The 13013-nt window shown below is 38.4% G+C and carries 9 protein-coding genes and 1 pseudogene; 2 read left to right on the forward strand and 8 right to left on the reverse strand.

All coding sequences use genetic code 11. The annotated features are described in order from the left end of the window. Nucleotides 1-145, forward strand: a pseudogene (locus tag FTU22_RS14630) (IS5/IS1182 family transposase); the annotation flags it as partial. A 133-nt stretch (nt 146-278) separates the two neighbouring features. Here FTU22_RS14630 and FTU22_RS14635 read toward each other — a convergent pair. Both FTU22_RS14635 and FTU22_RS14640 read right to left on the reverse strand, forming a co-directional pair. Continuing rightward, on the reverse strand, nt 279-731 hold the full coding sequence (locus FTU22_RS14635) for a GNAT family N-acetyltransferase (protein ID WP_180079190.1): 453 nt from the start codon (nt 729-731) through the stop codon (nt 279-281). 306 nt (nt 732-1037) lie between these two features. After that, nucleotides 1038-1370: a hypothetical protein gene (locus FTU22_RS14640; protein ID WP_180095166.1), complete on the reverse strand. Its 333-nt coding sequence runs from the start codon at nt 1368-1370 to the stop codon at nt 1038-1040. 328 nt (nt 1371-1698) lie between these two features. Here FTU22_RS14640 and yddG point away from each other — a divergent pair, with 328 nt between their 5' ends. Beyond that, complete coding sequence (gene yddG, locus FTU22_RS14645; RefSeq protein WP_180095168.1) at nt 1699-2622, forward strand: aromatic amino acid DMT transporter YddG; 924 nt, start codon at nt 1699-1701, stop codon at nt 2620-2622. Nucleotides 2623-2645: 23 nt separating this feature from the next. On the opposite strand, the gene FTU22_RS14650 is transcribed toward yddG, so the two are convergent. The 6 genes from FTU22_RS14650 to tssM form a co-directional block, all read right to left on the reverse strand. Next, entirely contained in the window at nt 2646-3944 is a 1299-nt protein-coding gene (locus FTU22_RS14650; protein ID WP_180095170.1) for an MgtC/SapB family protein, read from the reverse strand. 277 nt (nt 3945-4221) lie between these two features. Beyond that, the gene (locus FTU22_RS14655; RefSeq protein WP_180095172.1) at nt 4222-5109 is read right to left on the reverse strand and encodes a DMT family transporter; all 888 of its coding nucleotides are present in this window, start codon (nt 5107-5109) and stop codon (nt 4222-4224) included. Between the two features lie 241 nt (nt 5110-5350). After that, on the reverse strand, nt 5351-6979 hold the full coding sequence (locus FTU22_RS14660) for a long-chain-fatty-acid--CoA ligase (RefSeq protein WP_180095174.1): 1629 nt from the start codon (nt 6977-6979) through the stop codon (nt 5351-5353). Nucleotides 6980-7379: 400 nt separating this feature from the next. Next, nucleotides 7380-8126 carry an OmpA family protein gene (locus tag FTU22_RS14665; RefSeq protein ID WP_227591916.1) on the reverse strand — a complete coding sequence of 249 codons (747 nt, stop codon included), beginning with the start codon at nt 8124-8126 and terminating at the stop codon, nt 7380-7382. A 20-nt stretch (nt 8127-8146) separates the two neighbouring features. Then, complete coding sequence (gene tagF, locus FTU22_RS14670) at nt 8147-9106, reverse strand: type VI secretion system-associated protein TagF (RefSeq protein WP_168379476.1); 960 nt, start codon at nt 9104-9106, stop codon at nt 8147-8149. A gap of 57 nt (nt 9107-9163) precedes the next feature. After that, nucleotides 9164-12997 carry a type VI secretion system membrane subunit TssM gene (gene tssM, locus FTU22_RS14675; protein ID WP_180095176.1) on the reverse strand — a complete coding sequence of 1278 codons (3834 nt, stop codon included), beginning with the start codon at nt 12995-12997 and terminating at the stop codon, nt 9164-9166. Nucleotides 12998-13013: the final 16 nt, after the last annotated feature.

The following is a 13013-nucleotide window of genomic DNA, read 5'->3' on the forward strand; positions in this document are numbered from 1 at the left end:
AAGAAGAATTGGGGTTGAGCATGTATTTGGTAGTTTAAAAACTTTCAAAATCCTTGCCGAGCGATATCGTAATCGAGGAAAAAGACTGGGCTTAAGATTCAATTTAATTGCGGGAATCTATAATTTAGAGCTGAGCAAAAAATGAATTATGAAAGAAGTCTATACTTAATTATTGATAAATTTAAAGCGTCATGATGAAATGTCTTTGTAAAACTATCTCATCATGCTCTGGAAAATTAATTTTTATTTAATGATTTTTAAATAAGATTTAATATTTTTCAATGTTTTATAGGTTTAGTTACCTGCTTTCTCATAGGTATGTAGTGAATTCCCCATTGCTGAGTTAATTCACCTACAATCTCAAAGCCAAATTTTTTATAAATTTCTAAAGCATAGAAACTCGAATTTACCGTAATATGCTCAGGCTCATGCTGCATTATTTCGCTTTCTATAAACTCCCACATTTGACGTCCAAAACCTTGGCCATGATATTCAGGTTTCAAGAAAAAATGCATGAGATGTGCAGGATGCACATAAGCTACATTGCCAACGATTTCTTGATTTATTTCAGCAACAAAATAATGGATTAAATCACGCTCAAAAATATGTTTGAGCATGTGGGGCTTAAAGCGCTCACGACCTTCTTCACTGCAAATAACATCATCGACAAATGGTTCAATGACTGCCGCGATTCCATCAACATCCTCTACACAGGCTGGGCGTATGATCATTTTTAGCATGTTGTTCTCTTTATAAAAGTAATCCTTAAACTTCCTCCGTCAAAGAAAATAAACTTTCTTAAAAGAGTCATTTAATGAATTATCGCTTTTAGCTGTTATTTTTCAATACGTTTAAAAGTTACTTCAGCTAAATTTAAAATAGATGTTGTACATCCAATATGCAATTCTCATTCATATATTTTCATCACAATTTTAAAATATATGTGAGGTATAAACGCTGAATGAATTCAGAAACATAAAAAATCCTCCACGTTTGGAGGATTTTTTTACTTTATTTATTGAATAGCCATCAAATATTTAATACACATCACGGCGGTAACGACCTGCTTTACGCAGTGTATGCAATTGTTCAATGCCCAGTATATCTTGCAAAGTTGCATCTACCGCTTTGGCCATATTTAAACTGCCGCAGATATAGAGACAAGCCCCTTGCTCTAGCCAATCAACCAATTCAGCTTTTTTTACAACTAGGACATCTTGCACATATTTTTCAGCAAATCCATCACAAGAAAATACCCGATCGATTTCTGCAATTTTACCTTGGCTTTGCAATTCACGCAGTTCATCAGCAAAAATTGCATCGAAAGCTTGTTGACGTTCACCATAAATAAACCAGTTTTGATAGTGCACCGTTGCGACACGTTGCTAAAGATGTGAAAGCAAACCCGCCATTCCTGAGCCATTGCCAATCATAATTGCCGACTTAACGCCCTCTGCTAAGTGAAAATTTGGATTCGCACGAATATAGGCATGAATACATTGTCCAAGTTTTAAATCTTGTGTTAATAAACCAGAACCTAAACCTAGTTCATCGCCATGCTGCTCTTGACGTACGACGAGCTCTAAATCTTTTTAATTAAATAGAGTTTGATAATTTCACGCTTATACTAAACGACTGAATAAAGACTATAATAAAAATTAAAAATTCATTCGCCATTCGCGAAATCTTCGAGCAATCATGTCCAAAAATCTTGCAACGCTGATTGGATTCAGTGCAATCTTACAATGGTCTTCTATTGTTGGTTTACTTAAGAAAATTAGTTTCAGTATTGGCCCTGATCTTGCTGTACTCTTTATGTATACCTTGAGCGCAATTATTCTATTGCTCTTATTTAAAATTCCAAACCTTAAACTGGTTCCGCGCCAATTTTTGATATATGCCACCCTTTTATTTGTGATTTATGAGTTGTGTTTTTCGTATGCCATTGCTTTGGCTCAAACAGCTCAACAAGCGATTGAAATCAGTTTGGTCAATTATTTATGGCCGAGTCTGACAATTGCCGCGTTAATATTATTTAAAGAATTAAAATTTAACTTTTTCGTAATCATTGGTTTAGCCATTAGTTTGGGCGGCATTATTTTAATCCAAACTGTTAACGGAAGTTTTAACTGGTCTACAGTCTTTACCAACATTCAGTCCAATCCATTAAGCTATTTTCTTGCTTTTATGGGCGCTAGTTTATGGTCACTCTACTGTGTGATTACACGTAAATACAGTCATGGACATAACCCTATTTCATTCTTTTTCGTCGTGATCACGATTATGCTATGGCTAAAAATGTTGATATTTCACGGTATTCCGCGAATGCCTGCCGTAGACTTACATACTGGTATGTATATGTTGACCGTGTCCATTGTAACCGCTTTGGGTTATGCAGCGTGGAATGTAGGTATTATTAAAGGCAATATTACGATATTGGTGACTTTATCGTATTTTAGTCCGATTTTTTCTTCGGTTATTTCAATGTTTATATTACAGACACCACTGAGTTTAAGTTTTTGGCATGGTGCCATTTTGGTGACATTAGGTTCGCTGGTATGTTGGATTTCAACCAGTTGGCCACAAATTAAAGCCAGATTAATGCAATTGCGCCATGAATAATAAGAAGCAGTCACTTGGCTCATTTATCTTAAACTGAATAGCAAAACCGCGATTAGGCACAGCATATGAAGTAACTGTGTTGGTGCAAAATATAGAAAATATTTCCAGCCACCTGTGAGAAATGCATTCACACATTTTGAAATCGCATGGGCTGATAATCCAATCACCACAGCATAAACCAATGTTAAATTGTCGATATTACCTTGCATCACCACGGTTGCCATAGCTGCATGGACTTCAAAGAGTGATGCTAATAATGTCCCTAAAATTAAGCCTTTATCACCTAAAGCGAGATTTAATCCATAAACAAGTGCTTGGATCAAAGTAAGCGTGATGGCAATGATTGCCGCCTGTTTTAAGCTAAACATTCGACTATCGGTATTTTCTAACGGCACTGGTTCATTTGCCTCTACACGAAGCATTTCCGGTTCTGTCTCTTTATTATGCTGAACTTGAGATGAGCCATAAATCAAATATAGCGCAGCAAGGACTAATATCAAGATGCCGACGATACTTGGTATAACTAATATTTTAAACCATGCAAAACTCACCCCAAGTACGATGATCAAGAGTTGAACCAATGTTGCAACACATGAAAAAAGTCCTGCCCCTGCATTACTTTTGGCACTGGCTTTTCCTGCTCGTACTTCCATGCCTAAGCTTGCGATTGTTGCTGTGCTCGACACAAAACCTGATGCCAAGGCCGATAAGATAATCGCTTTATCAGAAGATAGAAGCCGCTTGGCGATGTGCGCTAATGACTGCACCACCAAGATCAATATCAGTAATTTTAAAATCACATAGGGATTTAATACTGAACCCCAATAGGCTTGATTTGGAGTTAAAGGTAAGGCAATTAGGATCAATGCCAGTAAAAAGACCCCATCTCTTAACTCATAGTCTTTGATCCAATGCGCTGCAAAATGATGTAAGCCTTTTTTTCCAACTAATATGAGGGTCAACACCACAGCCAAACACGCAGCCAGTGGAATATTAAAAACACAAGCGGCGCCGATTAAATAAGTCATAACAAAAGCAAGTTCAGTAGTTGTTCCAATATCTTGTTTTTGTTGGCTTAATCCATAATAGCTAAACATGCTGACGACAATTGCACCGAGTACACCAACAGCTAAATGGATTAAAAAACACAGTGCTCCAAACAACGCACAAATGGTAAATGAGCGTAAACCGGCAAAGCTCTGTTCACTGTCCAAATTGTTGTTACGTTGACGCTCCAAACCGATGAGCAATCCACAGCCTAAAGCCGAAGCTAAAATCGTTAACAATGCGGGGAAGGATAAAGTTTGTATGAGTATTTCCAAATTTAAGCCCTCCCATCAATACATTGTTTATTTTGGCAATATAAATAAAAAATAATAAAAAAATTTAACGCTAAAATTTGAAAAATAAATATATAGATTGAACAACTTGAGCATTTTCAATCATGTTCAAAGTTTAGTCATTCTTTAAATCATAAACAATTCCATGATAAATATCCTAGTGGACATCAAATATTTCTCATCTTTTAATTAAAAAAATATTCGAAAATCTGACTTAAATTCGGACTTTTTTTACCTTCATGTCTGTTTAAAGCACACATTAAGCCCAAATCACCATAATCGCCGCAATCACCACTAGGGCTAAACCCCAATGATCAGTTCTTGCGAGTTTTTCCTTAAAGAAATAGGCAGAGATTAAGAGGCTAAATAATATTTCGATTTGACCTAGGGTTTTGACAATCGCAACCGTTTGCATACTCATAGCAGTAAACCAGCCCAAGGATGCTAGAAAGCTACAGACACTAACGCGAAAGTTCAGACCGACTCTATCCCACATGGCAATGAGCGTTTTGCGGCTAAATAGACTGAGGTACAGCAGCATAATCACACATTGAAAGCCAATTACACTCAACAATACCCACGCCGCACGATGCAAAGTCGGTAAATCACTTAGCTCTAAACTGGCTTCACGAACCAATAAAGAGGTAATAGCAAAACTTAATCCACTCCCTACACCGATGCATAAAGTTGGCAAAGATAACTTTTGTCGTTGAGAACCTTTGCTTAAAAGAAAAACGGCTATGCCACCAACCAAAACACCAATCCAACCAAATAAACTTAAATGTTCACTTAAAAAAATCACCCCCACTATGGCCGCAAAGATGGCTTCACTTTTCGCTAAACCGACGCCGATGGCATAATTCTTTTGCTTAAAAAGCAAGACCATTAAAATCGTCGCTAAAATTTGACTTAGTCCTGCAATCACCACATAGATCCAAAACATAGGTGTAAATGTGGTCACCTGAGTCACAGGCTGTTGTTGGTACAGCACAAATAAATAAATGCAGGCAAATGGGAGCCCAAAAATAAACCGTGCAAGGGTGACACCATACACATCAACAGTGGTACTGAGTTGTTTTTGAAATGCATTGCGCCATGACTGCATAAAAGCAGCCATTAAAGTGAATAAGATCCAAACTAGAAACATAAGAAAGGTGGTTTAACGGTGGATGCCTCATCAATTTACGCTTTTATTGAATTGAATGCGACCTAACACGGCTAGATTATTCATTGAACTTGGTTATGGATTCATTGAAAAAATTTTATTTAAAAACCTCATATTAAGAATATGGTATTTATCAAAATTTAAGTTTTTATAAAAATACGCAAAGGCATGTTACCTTTGCGTTTTGCTCCTTACCAACATTTAGTTAGTGACTTATATTAAGTTAGCTTTCTATTAATACAGCACCAAATTGCTCACGTAGATCTTTTTTCAGCATTTTACCTGTTCCACTCAATGGAATAGCATCCACGAAAATCACTTTATCTGGCACCTGCCATTTAGCGACTTTATCTGCATAATAATCCAAAATTTCTGTATCAGATAAATCGACATCTGGCTTTTTAATTGCAATCAATACAGGACGCTCATCCCATTTTGGATGGGTTGCTGCAATCACTGCCGCCATTGCAATTTTAGGATGTCCCATAGCTAAATTTTCTAACTCAACGGAAGAAATCCATTCACCGCCCGATTTGATCAAATCTTTTGAACGGTCACTAATTTTTAAGAAACCATCTTCGTTCAGGGTTGCAATATCCCCGGTATCAAACCAACCATCTGAGGTTAATGCAGATTCTGTTTTGCCAAAGTAATTGCCAATAATCCAATGCCCTTGGATCTGTAAATTACCCGTCGTTTCGCCATCACGTGCAACTTCGTGTGTACCGTTTTCTTCATCGGTAATACGTAAATCGACCCCGAATGGTGGACGACCTTGTGACAATCGTACTTGTAATTGTTCTTCTTCAGATAATAACAAATGTTTGGCTTTAAATTGGTTTGAAGAACCTAATGGACTGGTTTCGGTCATTCCCCAAGCATGAATCGTTTCACAGTTAAATTGTTCTTTAAACACTTTTAACATCGCAGGAGGACAAGCAGATCCACCAACCACATTACGCATTAAACTTTCAAGCTGACTACCCGCTTGTTGCGCAGCATTAATCAAACCCTGCCAAATCGTTGGAACACCCAATGCAACGGATACTTTATAGTCATCAATCATTTGCGTCAGGCTTGCTCCATCTAAACCTGGGCCTGGCAGCACTAAAGTACATCCCACCATTGCCGCAGCATATGGCGTACCCCATGCGTTGACATGGAACATCGGCACAACGGGCATCATAATATCTCGCGCTGAGATATTTAATGAATCCGGCATACAAATCGCATAACTGTGTAAGACTGTTGAACGATGACTATACAACACGCCTTTCGGATTGCCTGTGGTACCTGAGGTATAACATAACGAACTAGCCGATAATTCATCTAATTCTGGCCATGTATAGTCTGCAGATTGCGCCGCGATGAGTTCATCATAAAATTTAACTTCTGGTACCGCTTCGATAATTGCTGCATCTGGTGCATCTAAACAAATAAAATGTTCAACAGATTTTAATAAAGGTTTTACTGCTTTGATTAAAGGCAAAAAGGTTTTATCAAATAACATCACGCGGTCTGCGGCATCATTGATGATAAAAATTAATTGTTCTGGAAATAAACGTGGATTAATGGTGTGACAGACATAACCACTACCTGAAATAGCGTACCAAGACTCTAAGTGACGGTGGTTATTCCAAGCGATCGTCGCAACACGATCCCCTAAATTTAAACCGAGAGATGCAAGAACATTAGCAAATCGTTTTGAATTTTTATGAACATCACCCCAAGTGGTTTTCGTAATCGTCGTGTCTGTATTTTTTGAAATTACTAAACTATCCGCATGATAGCGACCTGCATGTTCAATCATGCTACTAATCAAAAGCGGTTTAAACATCATATTACCAAGCATTGTTTGCTCCCACATTCATCCATATTGAGTTGTTTTTTTTCCGCACTGTCCTGCAGATTTTTTAAAACTTTGTACCATGTCAAAAGTGATTATTCTTTATCGACAAGGTTGAAAGCAGTAGATATGAAACGCATATCCAAAACTGATTCTTATGTTTTAACCTTAATTGATTTTAGAATCCACTGTTTTATTGCTCAAAATATGAATGCTTTAGTGGTATAAAATGCAAAAATTAAAGCTTTAGCCCTATTCAAAATATAGTCTTATTTAGTTATAACACTGCTGCTTTAAAAAATGTCGTTTTCAGTTATCAAATAATCGACTGAGTCAATTAGCATAAAAAAACCCAGTCTAGATACACTGGGTTCAATCGTCGCATTAGCCGTTGTAGTTACAATAGTTACAGCACTTCAAACTCAATACGACGGTTTTTCTTACGGCCTTCAGGCGTAGCATTGTCTGCCACAGGCTTATTTGAGCCCATCCCTTCAGTACTTAAGTTCGCCGCTGCAATATTTTTTGAAATCAGGTAGTTTTTAACTGCATTAGCACGATCTTGGCTTAAACTTAAGTTTTTCTCAGGATTCCCCGAGCTGTCTGTGTGACCAATAATTCGTACTTTTTTCCCACCGACGCGATTCAGTGCGATAACCATTTCATCTAAGATCTGTACCCCAGATGGTGCTAAAATCGCGCTTCCAGATTCAAATTCAATAATACGATTACGTAAAGCCGCATCAATAATGGCCTGTTCAGCCTGATTGACAGAAAGCTGTGCATTGAAACGAAAAGGTGCCGTGACCAAAGACTGAAACTTGGTGGTAGTTGGTTGGATATCATTTTGATTTGACATCTTTCCACTTAAATCGACTTGCGTTCCGCGTACAGAGAGTTTCCCCTGTTTTACTTTTTTTAAGTCGTCATTAATCATTTGGCTTACGCTATTACCCCAACCATTAGGTGCTGTAACCGCTCGAACCTGAATTTTATCAACCACATTTGCCTGACCATAGGTCAAATAGGCTTTATTTAATATTTCTTGCTTGGTTGCTTCATTCGGTACAGCACCTTCAATCACAATAGGCTCTGCCCAAAGCAAAGTCGAACAACCTAAAATGCATACACTCGCAATAAATTTGGGCAACATTGGTAAGATTCTTTGCATCATTATTCTTCTATAAAAGTCTGTCTAAAAAGTTTAATGCCATGAATAAGGCTGATCTGACGCTCACTCAAAGACTGTTCCAAAACGGCTAAGCCTGCATTTTGTTCAAGATAAGGATCAATCCAACTGGCATCGATCAGGGAAACCCAATGATCACTTTGCATATTTTGGGTAAAAACATCATTGAGTGCAGTAATATCAGCACCTTGAAAACCAAATAGTAAAACAGGTGAATCACTGTGTAGGATGCCAATGAGTAACTCAGCATCTTGGTTTTCGACAAAACGACTAATTAAATTGACCCAAAAAGCCGCGATTTCATAGCAGTAACTAATATTATTGATCGGTAAGATCAACACTTTATTCAACCGAGACGTGCCCTGATGAATAATCGGTTGTAGCAGCAAACCGAGACCAATCATGCTTTGCGCCAACTGATAAGGCGTAAAATTCAATAAACGTGCAAATGAATGCAACGTATGGTGCTCATAAAAAGAAGAGGTTTCTTCTGTTCCGAACACTTGGATTTCGTTATTCAATTTGCCTAATTTATCGAGCAAAATATCGGGATCGCGAATAGAACGCATCACTCGGTTACGCTGATATAAGTCAATTAAGGTTTGTTTATAACGATATGGTGCATACAAAATATTATCGAAAGGATCATCGATTTCTAGCAGATGAGCGAGCACCATTGGAAATTGACGCTTTGAACTGTCTTCACTACTAATCAAATTGGCAACCAAAAAACGCTTATCTTTTGGACTGGCAATAAAGAAATCTAATGAAGGCAGTGAGTTATACGCTGCATTAAAATTGTCTGAACGCATAGCGAACTCAAGCGCCTCCGTGATCCACTGATCGATTAACTGAATCAGTGAATATTGTTCACGGCTCTTTAAGAAATCACCACGAGCTGGACATTTTCCATAATACAGCGGTGTCGTTCTCACTTCATACATCGTCACACTCCTTGTTCTTTTGCACGAATGCCACCGCTCTCATTTTTAAATTCATCATCATGGTGTTGCTGTTCCTTGTACAACACTCATCGGTGAAGTCGCTGGTGGCGCTACAGGCGCTTGTCCTGCAGGCATCGTTTGCGCTGCGACGACACGAACACCTTTATTCGTCACCACTTGATCAACAAGAGTCATACCTGAATAGCCTGAACCTGTAGTTGGGCCAGATGCGTTACCACTAATTAAACGGAAATTCACTTTAACAAACACTTTTGGATTTTGTTTGCTACGCCACACCATTTCAAATGAATTACCATTTTGTGTACGCTGAGCGCCTTCAACCAATCGGTTAATACCATATTCACCCGGCTCATCAAAAATCGTATGCGTTTGACCTTCCAAGTCAATTGCAGTAATACGTGCACCCGGAATTGCCCCTTTATTTGGCCAAACGAAGTTCACCCATTGCTGAACACCGTTTTCATACACCATACGCTGACCATCAATATCAATGGTATATGAAAGCAACTGTGTATTTTCTAATGGGAAGAACTGGAAGTTCGATTGATTGGTTGCCGCAGGTGCTGCTTGACTCAATTCCCCTGTAGCAACGCCATTACTTGGCGCAACATAGCGTTGGAAGTTCGCTACAAATTGTGGATTTAAACCAATGCCCAAATCTTTCCATGTTTTCGTGGTTAAGGTATAGCCTCGACGAATCACCAATGGATCCAAATATTCTTTTACAAAACGAGCGATACTTCCGTTTTCACCAAAAATTTGGCTAATTTCATTACTGGTCGCTTGTAAAGTAGCATTGCTATTAAATGGATATTTAGGCGCAAGATTGGTTGTAAATGGTTGATACGCCTGCATTGCCCACAATTTATTTATTTCGTTTTGAGCAGGTATCAACAGAACTTCAAATGACTGGGTCACTGGCTGCATAAAGAGTTTTTGAATCAACTGTTGATCTAATTCATTTAGACCCACAGACATTTTTTCATCTACGAATTTTTGTGTGCTATTAAAGACTGAGCTTTGATCATTGATGGTTTGTTTCACCAATGTCATGCTTGCAGGTCCCATATCACCGCCACTCTTCAAATCATTGAACTTACTACGTACTTGACTCAAAGACAGCATGTATTCATCTAAAATAGATTTGTTTTGCTGATCATCACGCTTACGAACTAGTTGATAGAACACATCAAATTCTTTTGCAATAACACCTTGACCGGCTTTAGAAGCAACTTGCTGTGCCTGCTGCGCATCATCACGGCTGAGGACTTTACGTTTAAACCACGCAATAAAACCTTTCTGAGGCGCAGCCAGTTCTGCTTGAACAATTGGATTATCCCAACTGGTTTCTTTCGCAATACGGTCCACCACTTTACGAATTGGCGAATTCTCAGGTTCACCTAAAATATCGATAAAACGTGACTGCTGAGCAACATCTGCACCTTTGCCATAATGCACAGCATTTAAAAATTTACGCCATTCAGCGATATATTCCTGCTTATAAAGTTCGGTTAACTGTTTACTGATCTGATCTGGACTACCACTAAACGTCAGGTCATCAGAGCGATTGGTATTGAGTACCCAATCTTGGGTATCTGTCGGATTATTCGCAGCTTGGTTAATCGCATCTTTTACATAATCATTCCATGCTTGGTAAGTAAAAATACCCGGCAAGGCATAACTACCTAACATGCTGTTTTGGCCTGTTTCACCTAAAATTTGCTTCACAGTTACTGCAGGGAAACGTACCGAACCACGCATTTTAATTTCATTATAAACGCGGTCACGTGCAGGAATACCCATAGTAACAGCCGTCAATAATTGACGTGTTTGATCAACCAATAAAGGATCAGATTCCATTTGCGGGAACGCAGGATCAGCAGCTAAAGTCATCGCATAAGATAAAACTTGTTCAGCTTTTTGAATCATTTCCCCACGTGGCATTTGACCACGATTTGAATCTAACCATGAACGCCAGAAACGAGTAACTTGGTCACTCAAATGGCTCGATTCCATATATTTATGATTGCTCATCATCAAATAAGCCTTCAGTGCATTATATGCATCCTGAGGGTTAGTATCTGATGGTTCTAAATAGGGCTGATTTGATTTCACAGCTTGAGTGATTTGAACATTGACGTGATTTTCTTTCAACGTCGCTTCATTGGCTTTGACACGTTGTAAGTACTGCGCCATATTTTGCTGAGATGGTACTAATACAATTTGTTGAATGCCACGTAAATACTCAACTTTGAGTTTTTCACGGATTTTATTCCCTTGGTATAAACCAAAACTATATTTCAATGGACGATCTTCATCAAAATGATCGAGCTGCTGTAAATGTCCTTGTAATATCAGCAATGCATCCAATTGAGTCGAAAGCTCACTTCCGCTACGGCTTTCCATTTGCACAACTTTGTCTAAGTCAGCTTGAACTTCCGCCACGAGTTGTTGGTTATTACGATACGACCAAACCCATAACCCAAGCACCACAGCAACCAATAACAATGCAGCAATAAATGCCATAAAGCGCTGACGTTTACGTGCAGGATTGATATGTTGTTTAACTAGATTTTTATCTTTTAAAATGACGGTTGAAAAGAGTCCTTTTAAGAAATAACCATGGTCTTGCGAAACAGAATTCGTAGGAATGCCAAACTCACTATCCGTACTTTTCACCAAATGAAAGTCTTCAGCGATTTGCTCGGTCATTGGACTTTCAATCACACCTTCTTGTAACGCACTGGTGAAATAGAACCCACGGAAAACTGGTTTAAACTGATAAGGGTTGTCTTGAAACAACGTACCAATAAAAGTTTTTAACACTGGCTTTAAACTTTTAAACTCCAGTGGAAATGTCATTACACTTGGAGAAATATTTTGCGAATGACGACGACTCAAGTGCGTAGTACTGACGCTCTTCAAACCATCGTATAAAATTGAATAATGCTTTTCGAACATCTCTACAGCATGTTCAGATGAGTCTGGATCATAAGGCAGTGTTGCACCCCAAACTTGATCAAATTCATCCTTATCATAACAATCAAAAAATTCAGTAAAGCCAGCAATCAAATCCATTTTTGAAAAAACGATATAGACTGGTGCAAAAATTTCTAAACGTTCCGTCAAATCCTGTATACGTGCGCGTAAGTTTTTGGCTAATTTGATTGATTTTTCAGGACTTTGACTAACAAGCTCAGCCACAGAAACAATCACGATTAAACCGTTAATTGGTGCTTTAGAACGGTTTTTTTTGAGAATATTTAAGAAACCTAACCATTCTGAATGGTCTTCGGCATAAACAGAATATCGACCTGCGGTATCGAGTAAGACACCATCTGTAGAGAAAAACCAATCGCAGTTACGAGTACCACTTAGACCTGCCGACACCATTTTCTGATGAGTTTCTTCAAATGGAAATCTAAGACCAGAATTATAAATCGCTGAACTTTTACCCGCTGCTGGGTTACCAATCACCATGTACCAAGGTAATTCATATAGGGCTGCATTACCCTTTTTGTCGCCGAGTTTTGATTTACGGATAAGTTGAATCGAGTCTTTCATTTGCTGATTAATCAGCGCAAGTTCTTCTTTATTCTTTTGTTTGCCGTATTCAGCTTCATTATCTTTGGCAATCGCCTCAGCTAGCTCTTCGCCATGCTGTTTATGACGATAATGCTGCACTAATTCATAAATACCCCACAGAATTAATCCGAGAATATAAACAGCAACCACAATGTAAAAAGTCTTTTGTGGAATCGAATTATGCATAGCCACAATGGCCACAAAAAATGACAAAGCCACCATCGCTTTAGGATTGGTGACGTACTGCCAAACATAACCGAGGATCGTATAAAATAGTGTGTTCACAATGTTCTCAATTTCG

It is taken from the genome of Acinetobacter sp. YH12076 (assembly GCF_013419525.1).
GTDB lineage: Bacteria > Pseudomonadota > Gammaproteobacteria > Pseudomonadales > Moraxellaceae > Acinetobacter > Acinetobacter amyesii.